The 16,153-nt window shown below is 67.9% G+C and carries 15 protein-coding genes; 5 read left to right on the forward strand and 10 right to left on the reverse strand.

Annotation, left to right across the window (positions count from 1 at the left end; genetic code table 11):
- Complete coding sequence (locus ABZX37_RS19725; RefSeq protein WP_354741377.1) at window positions 1–762, forward strand: GntR family transcriptional regulator; 762 nt, start codon at window positions 1–3, stop codon at window positions 760–762.
- 301 nt (window positions 763–1,063) lie between these two features.
- Here the strand turns inward: ABZX37_RS19725 and ABZX37_RS19730 are convergent, their stop codons facing one another.
- Complete coding sequence (locus ABZX37_RS19730) at window positions 1,064–1,513, reverse strand: MarR family winged helix-turn-helix transcriptional regulator (protein ID WP_354741379.1); 450 nt, start codon at window positions 1,511–1,513, stop codon at window positions 1,064–1,066.
- A gap of 68 nt (window positions 1,514–1,581) precedes the next feature.
- On the opposite strand from ABZX37_RS19730, the gene ABZX37_RS19735 reads away from it, so the two are divergent.
- Window positions 1,582–1,974, forward strand: a complete 393-nt coding sequence (locus ABZX37_RS19735) for a nuclear transport factor 2 family protein (protein ID WP_354741381.1) — start codon at window positions 1,582–1,584, stop codon at window positions 1,972–1,974.
- Between the two features lie 39 nt (window positions 1,975–2,013).
- Here ABZX37_RS19735 and ABZX37_RS19740 read toward each other — a convergent pair whose 3' ends face one another.
- The 6 genes from ABZX37_RS19740 to ABZX37_RS19765 form a co-directional block, all read right to left on the reverse strand.
- A complete protein-coding gene (locus ABZX37_RS19740) occupies window positions 2,014–3,957 on the reverse strand; it encodes a right-handed parallel beta-helix repeat-containing protein (protein WP_354741383.1) in 1,944 nt (647 codons plus the stop codon).
- Window positions 3,958–3,987: 30 nt separating this feature from the next.
- Window positions 3,988–4,866: a carbohydrate ABC transporter permease gene (locus ABZX37_RS19745; protein WP_354741385.1), complete on the reverse strand. Its 879-nt coding sequence runs from the start codon at window positions 4,864–4,866 to the stop codon at window positions 3,988–3,990.
- An 11-nt stretch (window positions 4,867–4,877) separates the two neighbouring features.
- A complete protein-coding gene (locus ABZX37_RS19750) occupies window positions 4,878–5,828 on the reverse strand; it encodes a sugar ABC transporter permease (RefSeq protein ID WP_354741387.1) in 951 nt (316 codons plus the stop codon).
- A complete protein-coding gene (locus tag ABZX37_RS19755) occupies window positions 5,807–7,051 on the reverse strand; it encodes an extracellular solute-binding protein (protein ID WP_354741389.1) in 1,245 nt (414 codons plus the stop codon). Before ABZX37_RS19755 ends, ABZX37_RS19750 begins: the two co-directional genes overlap by 22 nt.
- A 279-nt stretch (window positions 7,052–7,330) precedes the next feature.
- Window positions 7,331–9,172 (reverse strand): heparinase II/III family protein, encoded by a 1,842-nt coding sequence (locus tag ABZX37_RS19760; protein WP_354741391.1) that lies wholly within the window; start codon window positions 9,170–9,172, stop codon window positions 7,331–7,333.
- The gene (locus ABZX37_RS19765) at window positions 9,165–10,415 is read right to left on the reverse strand and encodes an alpha-L-fucosidase (RefSeq protein ID WP_354741393.1); all 1,251 of its coding nucleotides are present in this window, start codon (window positions 10,413–10,415) and stop codon (window positions 9,165–9,167) included. Before ABZX37_RS19765 ends, ABZX37_RS19760 begins: the two co-directional genes overlap by 8 nt.
- 149 nt (window positions 10,416–10,564) lie before the next feature.
- Here ABZX37_RS19765 and ABZX37_RS19770 point away from each other — a divergent pair, with 149 nt between their 5' ends.
- A complete protein-coding gene (locus ABZX37_RS19770) occupies window positions 10,565–11,371 on the forward strand; it encodes a ribonuclease activity regulator RraA (protein WP_354741395.1) in 807 nt (268 codons plus the stop codon).
- Here ABZX37_RS19770 and ABZX37_RS19775 read toward each other — a convergent pair whose 3' ends face one another.
- From ABZX37_RS19775 to ABZX37_RS19785, 3 genes are read right to left on the reverse strand one after another with little or no spacing between them, the layout of a single operon-like run.
- The gene (locus ABZX37_RS19775; RefSeq protein ID WP_354741397.1) at window positions 11,372–12,112 is read right to left on the reverse strand and encodes a sugar phosphate isomerase/epimerase family protein; all 741 of its coding nucleotides are present in this window, start codon (window positions 12,110–12,112) and stop codon (window positions 11,372–11,374) included.
- A gap of 52 nt (window positions 12,113–12,164) precedes the next feature.
- Complete coding sequence (locus tag ABZX37_RS19780) at window positions 12,165–13,592, reverse strand: MFS transporter (RefSeq protein WP_354741399.1); 1,428 nt, start codon at window positions 13,590–13,592, stop codon at window positions 12,165–12,167.
- Between the two features lie 60 nt (window positions 13,593–13,652).
- Window positions 13,653–14,987, reverse strand: a complete 1,335-nt coding sequence (locus ABZX37_RS19785) for an aminotransferase class V-fold PLP-dependent enzyme (protein WP_354741401.1) — start codon at window positions 14,985–14,987, stop codon at window positions 13,653–13,655.
- Window positions 14,988–15,116: 129 nt separating this feature from the next.
- Here ABZX37_RS19785 and ABZX37_RS19790 point away from each other — a divergent pair, with 129 nt between their 5' ends.
- Entirely contained in the window at window positions 15,117–15,560 is a 444-nt protein-coding gene (locus ABZX37_RS19790; protein ID WP_354741403.1) for a hypothetical protein, read from the forward strand.
- A 63-nt stretch (window positions 15,561–15,623) separates the two neighbouring features.
- Window positions 15,624–15,971 carry a helix-turn-helix transcriptional regulator gene (locus ABZX37_RS19795; protein WP_354741405.1) on the forward strand — a complete coding sequence of 116 codons (348 nt, stop codon included), beginning with the start codon at window positions 15,624–15,626 and terminating at the stop codon, window positions 15,969–15,971.
- Window positions 15,972–16,153: the final 182 nt, after the last annotated feature.

Here is a 16,153-nt window from a genome sequence, read left to right on the forward strand (position 1 = left end):
ATGGCACCGACACGCCAGACACGGCAAACCGACGACGCACCAGCGGGTTTCGCCTCCACGCTGGCCACGAACAAGGACCAGTTCCGCAACCCGCTGATCTCCGACCGGGTGTACGCACTGCTGCGCCAGGCGATCGTGGACGGCGAACTCGAGCCGAACGAACGCGTCGTCGAATCGGAAATCGCGCGCAGGCTCGGCGTGAGCCAGGCCCCGGTCCGCGAGGCGGTCAAACAGCTCGCCCGCGAAGGCCTGCTGACGCACATCCCGCGGCGGGGCAATTTCGTCGTCGAGATCTCCGAACAGGACGCCGAACACGCGCGGCAGGTGCGCGAACCGCTGGAACGGCTCGCCGCGCAGCTGGCCGCCGAGCACATCACCGACGAGCACCTCGCCGCGCTCGACGAACTGGTCGAGGACATGCACCGCGCGGTGGCCCTCAACGACGTCGGCAAGTTCCGCGACGCCGACATCGCGTTCCACACGCTGGTCAGCCAGATTCCGGGGAACCCGTTCCTCACCCGGATGTGGGAGGTGCTGGAGCCGAGCCTGCGCGCGCTGCGGGCGATCGCGGACCCGCTGTTCGACGGCGATTGGCACGCGATGGCGGACGAGCACAGCCGGCTGGTGTCGCTGCTGCGCGAACGCGACGGGGAGGCCGCGGCGGAGGCTTTCGCGGCGCATGCGGCGGGGCAGTCGCCGGTGCCGGATCCTCGGGCGCAGAAGAAGAGGGCTGTGCGTGGGAGTGCCAGCCGGAAGAAGTGAGGGGCCGGAGCGAGGTCGGGGCTCCCGCAGCCGCGAGCGGGCAGCGGAAGGCAGGCCCGGTGTGGGTGCGGTGTCGACGGTGCGCGGTCCGGCGCAGGCGAGGAGTTCAGGCCCGCGGCTCGGCCGAGGCGCCGTATCGCCGCAGCGCGGCCGCCGCACCCGGCTACCACAACGTGGCATTGGATGCGTTTGATGCACCGAACGCCACATTGGGTGCGCGGGACGCACCCAATGTGGCATTGGGGCGGCAAGAGACGAGCGGGAACTTGCGGAACCGCTCCGGCGCTCCCCGCTCGCAGGCTCAGCCGACCTCGTGCTCAGCCAGCACCCGACCCAGCAGCCGCACCAACGTCGCCCGTTCCTCCGCTGGCAAAGCCCCCAGCAGCTCGTCCTGGACCCCGTCCAGGACCTTGTCCATCCGGCGCAGCTGGCGGCCCCCGGACTTGGTGAGGTGCACGATGTTGCGCCGTCCGTGGTCCGGGTCCGGGGTGCGTTCCGCGTAGCCCAGCTCGGCCAGCTGGTTGACCGCCGCCACGACGTCGCTGCGGTCCACCCGGCAGCGGCGGCCCAGGTCCGCCTGGCTGGCCGGGCCGAACTCGTCCAGCGCCGCCAGGATCCGGTAGTGGTATCCGCGCGCCCCGGCCTCGGCGAAGCCCTGAGACACCAGCCGGCGGGCGTGCACGGTCAGCTGGGTGAGCAGCCAGCTCGGCTTCTCCGTCAGGCGGCGCGGGATCTCGTCCATGGCGCTCATGCTAGCAGTGTTGGCGCGACCAACAACTTTGCTCTATTGTTGGTCGCACCAACATTGAAGGAGTTCCCATGCCGACCACTGATCGTCTCGACGTCGCCGAGTTGTTCGCCCGTCTCGCGCGGATGCTGGACGAGCGGCGACACGACGAGATCGACCGCGTTTACCACCCCGACATCGCCGTTCATTCCCCGCGCGGCGAGCTGAGAGGGCTGGCCGAGGTGACCGAATTCCTCACCCAGCAGCGCGACGAACTCGCCCAGCACGTGCACAGCGACATCCTGGTCGACCTCGACGGCGAGCGTGCCACGGCGACTGCCAATCAGCTCGTCTACTTCTACCGCGAGGGCGAGCCGCCCCATCGCCGCAGCGGTTTGCGGCTGACCACTGCTGCGACCAAAACGGCAGAAGGCTGGCGGTTTACCGAGATGGGCATCAGTCCGGCGTGGATCCAGGAAAACTGAAAACAAACGGCGCCCGGACCGTTCCGGGCGCCGCCAGTTTTACCGCGTCGCTCCAGCTGTCCATTTAGGAGCGCCGTACTGATACGCGCCGAGGCTTGGCGTCGGGTCGGTGGAGCCGTCGTTGATGCCGGGCAACGGGATCGCCGCGTTGCGCGCGGGGGAATCCGCGCTCAGCCGGTAGTCGTGGGCAGCCGCGTCGACGAACTTCGGGTCAGTGCCTGCCGGGAGGTTGTTCGAGATCAGCATTCCGCCGTCGGTCGCCCCGGCTAGGCCGACGATCTCGCCGATGTTGTTGTACAGCTTGGTTCCGGTCGACTGCCCCGGCCCCTTGACGTAGAACAACGTCGCGCCGCCGGTGTTGTTGTAGACGAGGTTGTCGCGCGAACCGGAACCGAGACCGTTCAGCATCACGGTTTTCTCGAGGTTGTTCCAACCCACGTTGTTCGCGATGGTCAGGTTGCTCTGACCGTTGTCGGCATAGATCCCGGCTACGGCGAACGGGTTCACGCCGGGAGTGGGCGTGCCGTCGTGCAGGATGTTGTGGTCGATCGACGTTCGCAGCATGTCGGAGGCGCAGCAGGTGTAGATCGCCGCCGTATCCAGGCTCAGCCGTGCGTATTGGGAAATATCGTTGTATGCGATCCGGTCCGGGCCGGGTGTCGTACCCGTCGCGACGTCCCATTGCAGGTTGATGCCACTCCGGCCAACGCGGTAGATCGTGTTGTGCTGCACGGTTTGGTTATTCCCCGCGACGGCGATGCCCGCGGCGTAGGTGCCGAGATAGTCGGCGTCGTGGATCACGTTGTTGGAAGCGGTATTGTGCTGGCCGCGCAACGCGATCGCATTGCCTGCGCTGTAGGCGAGATTGCTGTTGACGACCTGGTTGTTCGTGCCGTTGATGACCAGGCCGGTGTCGGCGACGCCGCGGGTGACGGTGGAACCGCAGTCCGTCGCGCCCTGCGTGATGTCGGTGTAGTGCGACAGGTAATGGGCATTGATCTTGTCCAGCACCACATTCGTGCTCGAAGAACCGGTCTGGACCGAAGCGCCGAACAAAGTCAGTCCGGTCAGGTTCGTGTAGCTGCTGTTCGTGAGATCAAAGGCGAGTTTGCGTCGTTTCGCCTCGACGTTGTGTGCGGTCGGGTTGTCCGTGCTGTACACGTAAAGCCGTTTGGCGGTGGTGTCGTAGAACCACTCCCCCGGATTCGCGAGCTCGCCGATCTTGCCGGACAGCGAGTACCGCGTGTCCTTCGGCACGACCTTGTGCGTGCACGGCGGAGCCGCGGCCAACGTCACCGAGCCCACTGCCGAAGTGTTCACTGTGGACGTTGCCGACACATACCAGTATCCGGTCAGCGCGCGAGCGCCGTTCCAGTATCCGGCCGGACGGGTCATGCCTGGGTCGACGATGGTCGCGTCCGCGCTGCCTGCGCCTGCGTACGCGAGTTTCGGCGTCACCAGATCCAGGCCTGGGTAAGGCCACTGCGCCTCGACGCCCATGGTCCCGTCGGTGAAGACCTGCACGGTGGTCACATCGCTGCCCAGATCCACCGCGGTGCTGTAGATATTCCCCGCCGAAACCGCCTGGCTGAACGGCGAGTTCGCGGCGAACGGGTCCGTCTTGGCAATGGCAGCGACGTCGGCCGCGGACACCTTCGCCCAGCCGCGCACTGGCTCCGCGCCGCTCAGCGTCACCTTCTCGCCGGGCGCGGTGCGATAGGTGATCGGCTTTCCGGCAGTACCTGAATTGGCTGGCTTAACCGTTTCCCGGTAGGTGCCGCCGGCGATGACGCAGGTATCACCGGCCACCATCACGTCGGCGCATCGTTGGACGTGCTGGAACGCCGCGGTCGGGGCCTGCCCGTTCGCGGTGTCGTGGCCGTTCGTGGCCACGTAGAACGTGCGCCCGGCGGCCGAAGCGGCAGGGGCGACGGCGAGCGTCGTGACGAATGCGGCCGCCAGGACCGCGACCTTCCTCAGCACTGCATTGTCCTTACTCCTCATGAGAGAGACTCAGCCCTTCACGGCCCCGACAGTGAGGCCGCTGATGATGTGCCGTTGCATGTAGATGAAGAAAATGATCACCGGAGCGATCGCCAGCAGAAGATTCGGGAACACCTTCGTCAGGTCGGTCGAATACTGGCTGATCCCGGCGTAGATCGCGGTGGTCACGGTGTAGTGGCCGGAACCGGGGCTCAGCAGGATCTGCGGGCTCACGAAGTCGTTCCAGATGCCGATCGAATTGAGGATCAGCACGGTGACCACGGCCGGGCGCATGAGCGGGAAAATGATCATCCAGAACGTCCGGTACCGGCCCGCGCCGTCGATGGTCGCCGCGTTGTCGATGTCGACCGGAATGGTGCGGATGAAGCCGACGAACAGGAAAATGCTCACCGGAAGCGTCGAGGCCACGTCGTGCGCGATCAGGCCGGTCACGGTGTTCGCGAGGCCGACCGAACGCAGTACGTAGATCACCGGGATCACCAGCGCCGCGCCTGGAATGAACGTGCCCGCCAGGAAGTACAGCAGCAGCAACTGGGTGCGTTTCTTCAGGCTGCGCGCGATCACGTACGCCGCGGGTCCGGCGAGCGCGATGCAGAAGATGTCCACCATCACGACGAGGAACAGCGTGAATCCGTAGCCCTGCAGCACATTGAAGTCCGGGCTCGTCGCCGCGGCCTTGATGAAATCGAAGGTGAAGCTCCCGATCGGCAGCGCGAACGGGTTGTTGACGATGTCTTCCTGCGGTTTGAAACTGTTGACCAGCAACAGATAGACCGGCACCACCATGACCACGAGGAGCCCGGCGAGCAGCACGAACCGGACGACGCCGCCCTCGCGATCCGTGACTCGCTTCGCCGGAACAGCCCGCGGCCGCACCTGTACCACCACTGCTTGCCCCCTTATCCGGCCGCGGCTTGGTCTTGCCGGTTGCGCAACGCCGTGACCAGCAGGGCGAGCGCGGCCGAGACCACCATCAGGAACACGGCCTGCGCGGTCGCGTAACCGATTTTGGTGCCCTCGAACGATTTGGCGAGGATGAGATATCCGTACGTCTGGGTCGAACCGGCCGGTCCGCCGCCGGTGAGGCTCACGACGAGGTCGTAGGCGCGGATCAGGCCGACCAGGTTCAGCACGGTCGCGACGGTGACCACCGGGGCGATCATCGGGACGACGATCCGCCGGTTGATCTGCGCTTTGGACGCGCCGTCGATCGCCGCCGCTTCCAGCAGTTCCGCCGGAACCGTCTGCAGCGCGGCGACGAACAGCACCACGTTGAAGCCGAACCCGGCCCACACGATGACCCAGATCAACGCGATCAGCGCGAGCTTCTCGTCGAACAGGAATCCGATCGGACCGAGCCCGAATTTCTGCAGCGTACTGTTGATCGCGCCGTTGGTGCCGAGGATCGCCGCCCACAGGTACCCCAGGATCAGCGCGCTGATCACGTGCGGATAGTAGGCCAGCGCCCGGAAAAACGAGTTCCATTTGGACCGTCCGCGCAAGGCCAGCGCGTACACCAGCCCGCCGCCGACCATCAGCACCGTGCCCGCCACCGAGATGATGCCGGTGACGTACCACGCGCGGCCCGACGCCGGGTCGGAGAACAGCTTCGCGTAGTTCTTCAGCCCGACGAACACCGCCTTGGAGAAGCCGTTCCAGTCGGTGAAGCTGAGATAGATCGCGACCCCGACCGGCACGACAGTGAGCACGGTGTAGAGCAGCACCGCCGGACCGCCCATGCCCAGCGAGACAGCCGCCGCGCGCAGCCGGACGCCTCGCGGCCGCGTGTTCCGCCGCGGCGGCGCGGGCGGTGCCGCTACCGGCTTCGTCAGCTCTGCGAGTTCCACCATTTGTCCAAACCCTCCGCGACTTGCTGCGCCGACGAGCCTGTGTACAGGGACTGCACCTGGGTGTTGAGCTCGGTGGTGTACCCGTCGATCGGCTGGCGCTCGCCCGCCTTCACGAGCACCGACGGCGCGGCTTCGAGGATCTGCTGCACCTGCTTGCCCAGGCTCGACATCTCGTAGGTGAAGCCCTTGCGCAGGTTGCCGTCTGCTGCGAGCTGGCTGCGCACAGCCTCCTTGTCGGTGACGAGCCAGCGCACCAACTCGGTCGCTTCCTGCGGGTGCGGCGAGGCCGCGGCGACCACGTACGGATCCGCGACGTTGCCGAACTGGCCGGACGGGTACGCGCCGTCGGTCGGCATGCTGAACACGCCGATCTCGTCGCTCTTCTTCGCCTTGTCCGCGGAGGGAACGAAGTACGAGCCCATCACGTACATCGCCGATTTGCCGGCGAGGAACGCGGCCTGCCCGTCGGTGTAGGTGAGGCCGAGCGCGCTCTTCTGGAGGTAGCCCTGCTGGATCCAGCTCTGGTAGCGCTGCAGGTATTTCACGTAGCCGCTGTCGGCGAAGCTGACCTTCTTGCCCGTGCGCTTCACTGTCCACTCCGGATCGGCGGTGAGCACGCCCGCGTCGGCCGTCATGGAGAACTGCGCGCCCGGAACCCATTGCCCCGCAGTCTGCAGCGGCTGGAAGCCCGCCGCCTTAAGCCTGCCCATCGCCTCGGTGAACTGGTCGAGAGTCTTGATCGCCGCCGGGTCGACCCCGGCCTTCGCGAACGCGGCCTTGTTGTAGAACACCAGCGACTGGATCTGCTCGCCGACGCCGACCAGGTAACGCTTGCCCTCGATCTCGTGCTGCTGCGCGAGCGGCGTGTCCTTCGTCCACTCCTGGTCGCTGAGATCCGTGAAGAGCTGCGCGTTCTCCTTGGTCGGGATGATCTGCTGGGCGATGTCCGGCGGATCGCCCGCGGCGAGGTCCTGGTTGAGCTTCGCGCCCGCCGAGATCGTGCCGGTCAGCTCCAGCTTGACGTGCACGCCCGGATGCTTCTGCTCGTACTGGGCGAACAGGCCCTTCCAGTACTCCTGGGTGAGGTTCGGGGTGATGTTGACGATCACCCGCAACGTCGTCTCGCCGGACGCGTCGGACGACCCGCCGCCGCACGCCGCGGTCGAGCCGAGCACGATCGTCGCCGCAACGGCAGCGGTGCCTCGGCGCCAGTGTTTTCTCATGTCAGCCACACGCTCCATTGCGTAATCGCGAGTAATCGATAGTCGAGATGAAACCACGCGCCCTGGGTGCGGTCAATAACGAATCGGAAGCGAAACGCCTGTGCCGCAACGGAATTCGCAACCACATGGGCGCACGGGGATGCCAGGGACAGCGCCGCTCAGCGCCGGGCGACGCCAACCCCAGGACGCCGGTGTGCTGCGGGAAACGATCAATCCTTATCCATCGTCTATCGATAGATGATCGTAGACCCGGTCCCTCGCCTGTTCAAGACCGGATTTTCACCGTCGCCAGCGCACCTCGACCCGGCGCGCGGCCGGATCGGTGACCCGCAGGGTGAGCCGGGTGAGAGCGTTTCCCCAGCTCAGCCGAAGGAGCGGATCGTCGAGCGGCTGCTCGCGCAGGTCCGCGACCGCCACCGCGGGATCCCACGCCAGCCGCAGCGTCCGGCCGTCCGCGGCGACCACAGCCCAGCCGTCGCTGTACTCGACCGAACCGGCCAGGAGATGGTGCAGCAGAACGGGTTCCGGATCTCCGTCCCACTCGTCCGCGACCACCACCTCGCCTTCTGCCCGGCGCAGCCGGACCGTCCGCTGCCACCGCGACACGGCACCGTCCGGGTACGCGCCGCTGATCTCGGCGCGCAGGCTCGGCTCGCTGAGATCGGCCGTCACCGCGCGGGCCCCGAACCCAGCGCCGGGCACCTGCTCCGCGCCGGGTTCGGGGACGTTGTGCCAAGCGCTGCGGAACGGCCACGCGGCGTACCGGTCCGGGCCGAACGTCGCGGCGGTGTAGGTCGGCCGTCCGGCGTCGACGACCATCGGACGGCCGTCGAGCGCGACCCAGTACGTGCCGACGTCGAGGTGGTTGTGGTGCTCTCCGTTGTGCCCGGCCTTCGCTGCCACCGCGAGCCCGTCGACGCGGCCGGTTTCCTCGCGTGCCACCAGAATCTGGACTCGCGGAAACCACGATTCGCGCGCCAGCCACGGCGTCTCCGGGTTGTCGTCGAGAGCGGCCCGGCACCAGTGCGGATCCCGCAACGCGGCGAGCGCGCGGCCGAGCCCAGTCACCGGATGCACGGCGCGACCGGACAATCGCGCACCGGCCGCCGCGTGTGCCGCCGTCTCGGGTTTACCGAGCAACCGGCCCCACTGATACGGCACATGCCAGGGTTGAGACAGCAGCAGCCGCGCGGAAGCATCCCCGACGTTGACATACCAATCCTCGCCGAGATGCATCCGCTGCGGATATCGCAGCAGCTCGGCGAACGGCTCGCGGACGTCCGGACCGCCGACCTCCGACAGCAGGTCCAGCGCTTCCAGCAACCGGCACGGACCCTGCCACCAGTACGCGATGCCCTCGTCGATCGCACCGTCGTCGGGCAGCGCGGCGAGGTAGTGGTTGAGTCCTTCGCGGACGAGCCGCACCAGCCGAGTCCGGCGCGGCCGGTCGTCGCACAGGAAGACCGCGGCGGCGAGAACCGCGCCGTGGATCCAGGGATTCCAGTTGTTCGCGGTGCCGTCCGCGCCGATCCACGCCCAGTCCCGGATCCGCTCGAACGGACCGAGCACGCGCCGGTCCGCCTCGCGGCGAAGACGTCGGCGCAGGCCCGGCGCGCGCAGCTCCAGATACGGGCCGAGCACCTGGTCGGCCCAGGCCAAGAGGGACACCACGTCGGCCGCGCCGAGGTCGAGGAACGGTTCGTCCGGGTCCGGGAGGACGTCGCCGCGGGCCGCGGTGAACCGGTCGTGCGGGGCCCAGCACCAGCTGGTCGCCTCGGCGAGCGCCACCAGGCCGTCGATCGCCGCGTCGAGGTGCGGGCACTCCCCCGGCGGCGCGGCGGCCGGCGCGACTTCGCCGGTCAGCACGGCGGCCAGCACCAGCACGGTGACGCGTTCCTTCAGCTGCCGGGCCTTCGCCTCGTACGCGCTGCGGTTGCCGTCGCGCAGCGGGCGCGCCCAGTCTCCGGCCAGCAATTGCGGCGCGGGGCGGTCGAGCTCGATGGCGGCAGCGACCAGAATGTCGTGCCGCGTCGAGGATTCCGCCGCATCCCAGACCGCGCGATCGGTGACGTCCGGCAGGTCCGGCTCGATCAGGTCCACTTCGGACAGTCGCTCACGCATCGGCGTCGAGGAACAGCTCGAGGACGGGGAGCAGCACGTCCGGCGCGATGATCGGCAGGGTCAGGGTGAGCGTGCCCGCGTCCTGGCTCGGCGGTGCGAGGTTGTTGTGCTCGTGGTTTTCCCCGTCGAGCTGATGGAACCGCACCTCCGAACCGTCGTGCAGCAGCTGCGCGTACCGGACGCGACCGGCCAGCCCCGGCAGATGGAGGTGTTTGAGCGGCCACGACAGCAGGTGTACGTACAGCCGGTCGCCGACCTGCGTGTACAGCACGTTCGACGGCGGCGTGAACTCCGCCGGACCGGCGTCGTGCACCGAGCGCTCGTGAAGCCGCATCCACCCGGCGATGGCGGCGAGCGTCTCCCGGGCACGCGGGTCGAGCGCGCCGCGGCCGGTCGGACCGACGTTGAGCAGCAGGTTTCCGCCGCACGCCACGGATTGGACCAGCATCCGGACCAGCAGCGCGGGGTCTTTGTATTCGTGATTGTCGCGGTCGTAGCCCCAGGATCCGTTGAGCGTGTGGCAGGCCTCCCAGCGCACCGGCACGCCGTCGCGTTCCAGCGGACGGTCCGGTTGGTACTGCTCGGGCGTCACGTAATCGCCGGGGATGCCAAGGCGGTCGTTGACCAGGATTCCCGGACGCAGTTCGCGGACGAGGGCCAGCAGTTCCTCAGCGCCCCAGTCCTCGGGGCCCTTCGCGGGGTAGGTGAAGTCGAAGAACAGCAGGTCGATGTCGCCGTACTCGGTGAGCAGTTCGGTGACCTGGCCGCGCAGGAATTCGCGGTAGCGCGCCATGTCTCGCGGCTGTTCCAGCGCGGCGGCGTCGGCGTGCAGCGGGTGGTAGCGGTCGATCTCGAAGTCCGGGTGGTGCCAGTCGAGCAGCGAGTAGTACAGCCCGACGCGGATTCCTTCGGCGCGCATCGCGTCGGCGAACTCGGCGACCAGGTCGCGGCCGGTGACGCGGACTGAGTGGTAGCCGGTCAGTTTCGAGCCGAAGAGACAGAAGCCGTCGTGGTGCTTGGCGGTCAGCACGGCGTAGCGCATCCCGGCCTCGCGGGCGGCTCTGGCCAGCGCCGGGGCGTCGAACTGGTCGGGGTCGAAGCGTTCGAGGTAGCGGTCGTACTCGGCGTCCGGGATGGCCTCGCGGCTGCGGACCCATTCGTGCCGCGCGGCCAGGCTGTAGAGGCCGAAGTGGACGAACAATCCGAACCGGGCCGGCTCGAACCAATCCGGGGATGCGGGCACAGCGGTCTCCCTTCCGCGGGACCTCAGGGGGTCTCGAGGGTCTCGGGGGTCTCCGAGGTTGACAGCCCTCGGCCGTCGGCGGTTACATCTACCATCGATAGACGATAATGTCACCGTCACTCGGACGGCGACGCGCGGAGAGGCACGCCATGGACGCGAACGGCCGGCAGGCTGTCCCAGCAGGGGAAACCGACACCTACGATTCGAAGCTGGCGCCGGTGCAGACCGCGACGTTCACCCGGCCGACCACGCGGATGGTCGAGGCGCTGGACGACGTGAGCGCGGCGACGGCGTGCGCGAAGCTGCACCAGATGGGCATCACGCGGACCTTCCTCGACGGCCCGGTCCCGCTGCACCGGACGCCGGACGTCAAGGTGGTCGGCGGCGCGGTGACGCTGCAGTTCCTGCCGCAGCGCGAGGACGTTTTCTCCGGCACCGCGCAGGAGGACGCCGAGCGCAAGACGGCGTTGTGGCAGGTGCTGGAGTCGATCAAACCGGGTGACGTGCTGGTCGTTTCGGCGTTCGGCAGCCATTTCACCGGCTGTCTCGGCGACATGCTGGTGCGCTACTTCAAGCTGCGCGGCGGTGCGGGAATCGTGGTGGACGGCCGGGTGCGCGACGCCGCGAGGATCCGTGCGTTGGGCGTGCCGGTGTGGTGCACCGGGGTGACGCCGCATTACGCGTCGCAGACGGAGCTGTTCCCGGCGGCGTTCAACGTTCCGGTCGGTGCTGGTGGCGCGTTGGTGACACCGGGCGATCTGATCGTGGCCGACGAGGACGGCGCGGTGGTGGTGCCGCAGCAGAAGGCGCTGGCTATTGCCGAGGATTCCCTTGCCCACCAGGACAAAGAAGCGTTCGCGCGGCGTCGGCTCGACGAGGGCGGGCGGTTGTCGGACTACTATCCGCTGACTGGGCGCGGGCTGGAGGAGTACATGGCGGCGCGGACCGTCGGCTGATCAGCCGCGCCAGCGCGCCAGCCATTCCGCCGCCGCGCGCAGCGGGACGTCGATCGGCGCGATTCCCGGATGCCAGGCGCGTTCCCATTCCAGGGAAATCCAGCCGGACCACGGCCGCAGCAGACGTCCGCATTCCGCGAGCGGGACTTCCCCCTCGCCCGGCGGGACCGGCGTCAGCCCGGCGGCCGCGTCCTTGAGCTGGAAGTACCCGAGGTACTCCCCCAGCAGTGCCCGGGTCCGCGCCGGGGGTTCGCCGGCCCGCCACGGGTGCAGCGCGTCCCACAGGACCGCCACCCGTGCCGGGTCGGCGAACGGTTCGACCAGCCGCAGCACGGATTCGGCGGTCAGGTGGGAATCGTGGGTCTCGACGAGCAGCCGGACTCCCGCCGCGGCGAGGTCCGGCAGTACCGCGGCGATCCGTTCCACCGCACGGCCGTCCTCGCCGGTGCCGCCGGGGAAGACCCGGATCGCGGGGGCGTGAAGCCGCGCGGCAAGGTCGATCAGCGCGCGCAGTTCATCCACCACGCCGGGGCCGGGTGCGCAGACCTGGACATAGCCGGCCAGCGCGGAAATCTCCAGCCCCGCTTCGCTGATCTGTTCGCGGACGGCCGCGGCCTTGCTCAGTCCTAAGTGGACTTCCTCGTCCGCGTGCACCCGAAGTTCCAGCCCGGCACAACCGTGCGCGGCGGCGATCGCGGCCGACTCACGTACGGGAATGCCAGGCATCCCCAGTGTGCTCACCGCGAATTTCCAGTCTGCGCAAGTATTCCGGCCGTCCGTCACCGCAGTGATCTTACGCGGTTGCCGTCCCACCGGTGGCCGGAGTACGACCGTGCCGCATCACGAAAGTCAGCAAAAGCGCGAGTACGCTGACGCCGAGCAGCACGAAGTACGCCGCCTGGTAGCCGGTGTCGCTGGTGATCGACTTACCGGAACTGATCTGGACCTGATTCGCGGCGGTAATCGAGCCGACGATGGCCGTACCGAGCGTGTTCATCACGCCGAGTGCGGTGTACAGCAACGACGTCGTGACACCTTGCGCTTCGGCGGGCACCGCTTCGATGACGAGATTGTTGGCCCCAGCGTAGAGAAATCCGAGTCCGATGCCCATGAGCGCGGCGATCACCACGATCAGGACCGGTCCGCTCAACTGTCCGAAAAGGATCAGCACCACTCCCCCGAGCGTGCCGATAATCGAGGTGAGCAAAGCAGTTCTCGGCGCGAATCTCCGGCACACCCACCCGGCGGCGTAACCCGCGGCCGCGCCGACGAGTCCGAACGGAAGACCGTAGCTCACGCCGTATTCCAAAGCAGTCATACCAAGACCGCGCTCCGCGACCCCGGGGACGTGCGGAGTACGAAGCAACTGCGGGATGAGCACGGAACTGTTGGCGGTGGTGACGAAAATGGCGGTTCCCGAGGTGAGCAGTGTCAGCCACACCTTGGGTTGAGATACCAGCGTCAGATCGATCAAGGGCTCGGCACGGCGACGCTCGACAATCACGAAGAGCACCAGCAATACCACCGAAAGTGCCACGGCGTAACCGAGGTAATGCTTTTCGACCAACCCGAGCACCAGCACCGCCATCCCTGCCCCGAGCAGCAACCCGCCGGCGACGTCGATGCGCCGTTTGATCCGTACACGGGTTTCGGGAACGACAAGCAGTACGAGCGTCGAGACGACGACGTCGTAGCCGAGCGTGAACCAGAAGGCGCTGCGGAACCCGTAGGCGTCGACCAAATACCCGCCGAGCAGCGGACCGCCGAACGCGGCGACGCCGGTACCGACACCGAGCGCGCCGACGCCGAGCGGCACCCATCGCGGCGGGAAGAGGTCGCGGATGAGGCCGTAACCGGCGACGTACGCGACGACGAACGCGGACTGGAGCACGCGTCCGGTGAGGAACAGCCAGTACACCGGCGCCAGCGCGCAGATCAGCGACCCGGCGCCGAACATGACGGCCGCGGCCAGGAGGACTTTCTTCTTGCCGTGCGCGTCGGCGAGTTTCCCGGCGATCGGGAGGAACACGAGCGACGCGACGAAGACGACGGTCATCACCAGCGCCACCTGGCCGGTGCCGAAGGCGGCGGCGATGTCGGGCAGGCCCACCCCGACGAGGGTGAACTCGAAGTTGGCGTTCTCGGTCAGGAGTGCGATCGCCACGACGATCAGCACGTAATACCCTTTCGACCGCTCTGCGGTGCGCGGTTCCTCAGCCATGCGCACCGATGTAACCGGCGGTCCGTCCGGATTGAGCGGGTCAGTCCCGCTGTCCGGGACTCACTCCGCCAACCGGTCGAGCGCTTGCTTGAGCTGCGGGATCCAGGCCTCGTGCTCCGGCTTCATCAACACCGAGCGGAGGATCGTCACCGTCTCGGCGTCGCGTTCGATCTCCGGGTGCAGCGCGGCGAAAGCGTCCGCGTTCACGCGCAAAGTGGACAGATACAGCGGGTTTTCCGTGTCGGCCATACCGTTCTGGAGGATAGTGTTGGCGGATTCGGTGATCTCGCTCATCCGGGCGCGGCGAGGCCAGTAGGTGACAATGTCCAAAGTGGGCTCGAGGTGCAAAGCGAACCGGTCGGATTCCTTGATGCGGGCGGCGAAATCGTTCGCCGCCCGGCGGCAGGCGGCCAGCAGCTTTCCGAGGCCGCGGTCGCGTTCCAGCGGAAATGCTTGCAAGGTAAGCCAAAGTGCGCCTGCAGCGGCACCGGCGCGGGAGCATTCCAGTGAGATCTCTCCGAGGTGCAACTCGTCGGAAGTGAAGTAGGTATAGGGAGAATCGTGTTTGTAGAACCGGCCGACCGCCGGGTCGGCGAACAACACCGCGCCGCATCCGTACGGCTGGAGCCCGTGCTTGTGCGGGTCGACCACGACGGAATCGCACGAGCCGATCGCACGGTAGGCCTCATATTCGTCCAGCAAGGTATAGAACCCGCCGTACGCGCCGTCGACATGCAGGCGGACGCCGTAACGTTCCTTCAGCGCAAGAGCCTGCTGGATGTCATCGACCGCCCCGAGCCCGGTAGTTCCTGGGGTCAACACGACGGTCCCGACCCCGCCGCCGCGGACTTCGGCTTCGACCGCTGACAGATCAACGCGCCCGTCGGGAAGTGCCCGCACCGCGCGGGATTCGACGCCGAGCACCTGGCACATGCGGCCGTGCGTGTAGTGCGCGTCCTGCGAATGGACGACCGCCTTGCCCGGGGCCAGTTCGCGGGCGACCCAAAGGGCTTCGAGGTTCGCGATCGTCCCGCTGGAGGTGAGATGCCCGAGCGACGGCTGCGCGAACCCGAACATCCGCGCCAGGTCCGCGATGACCTCGACCTCCATCGGCGAGGTCGCCTGCGAGGCGTCGAGCGCGTGGTTGTTCGGGTTGACCACCATCGCGGCGAGGTAGGCGGCGACCGCGACCGGATGCGGCGGTTTCAGCATCTGGCCTGCGTAGCGGGGGTGGAAGAAGGGGAAGGACGCGTCCATGCGGGCGGCGTAGTCCTCCAGCAGCGCGGGGAAGTCGACGTCTGGCCGGCTCGCCGGGGACGGGGTGTAGGGACCCCATTTGCGTTCCCACGCCTCGACGCCGCGGAGAGCCTGGTCGATCAGTTCGCGCCGGTCCATGCGTCACCTCTTCGGTCGCCGGTTGCTGCCTCTCGGGCACCCTATCGACCCGAGGGCAGCGGATTGGGCTTCTCGCGCCGGCGATCTAAGGTGTGACGACGTTTCTTCCGCGCGGTGAGGAGCTTTCCCATGACCGATGGCCCGGAGTCCGGACCCGCTCCGCAGCAGATGCCGCCGGGAGAGCCCGCTCCGATGCCGGGACCCGCGCCGCAACCGGTGCAGTGGGCCGGACAGCCGCGGCAATGGGCCGGGCAGCCGAACGCCCAGCACTATCCGAGCCCCTACCCGCACGCCCAGCCGTGGGCCGCGCCCGCTCCGGCGAATGGTGTCTGGCTGGGCGTCGCGGCGCTGGTGCTGGGCCTTCTCGGCTGCGTGCTCCCGCTGCTGCCGATCGACCTGTCCGGCATCCGGGCGTACCTCGCGCTCCCCTTCGGGTTGGCCGGGCTGGCCTGCGGACTCGTCGGCGTCATCGGACGACGCACCGCGAAGCCGTTGTCGGCGGTGGGCATCGCGGTGTCGGCGATCGCGCTGATCCTCGGCATGATCATGCTCAGCAACCAGCTCGTCGGATGAAGGCCGTTCTGCCCTGAGCGGAACGGCTGTCCATCCGGCCCCGGCGGATGCCAGGCTGGGCCTATGGCGGACATCCTTCCTTTCCACCAGCGCCGCGCCCCCGTCCGGGACGACGAGGCCGAACCGCTGTGGCGCGAGGTGCTCGGCCGCAGTCTCCGCGCCGAACGGGAGACACAGGGCGAGCGGCTCGTCGACGTCGCCGAGCGGGCCGGGATCTCGCCGCAGTACCTGTCCGAGATCGAGCGCGGCCGGAAGGAACCGTCGAGCGAGATGATCGCCGCGGTGACGGGTGCGCTCGGGGTGAACCTGGCCGGTCTGCTGAACGGGATCGCCGGGGACATCCGGCGGATCAGCGTGGTGGGACCGCGCCCGGCGCGCCGTCCGGCCGGACCCGTGCTGATGGCCGCCTGAACCACGGTCCGCCGCCGCCGAAATGGCCGGTTCAAGTCCGTGCGGGGCCCCTTGAGGGAATCAGGTTCCGATGCCAGGGACTTAAGGCGGCGATGCGGGTGCGGTTTGCCCAGGTCGAAGGACCTGGGCGGGGTCGGGCGTCCGTGAGGGGAACCCTGAGGGACTCTGAGTCCCTCAGGGTT

The sequence above is a fragment of the Amycolatopsis sp. NPDC004079 genome (assembly GCF_040610415.1).
In the GTDB taxonomy this organism is placed as follows: Bacteria; Actinomycetota; Actinomycetes; order Mycobacteriales; family Pseudonocardiaceae; genus Amycolatopsis; species Amycolatopsis halotolerans.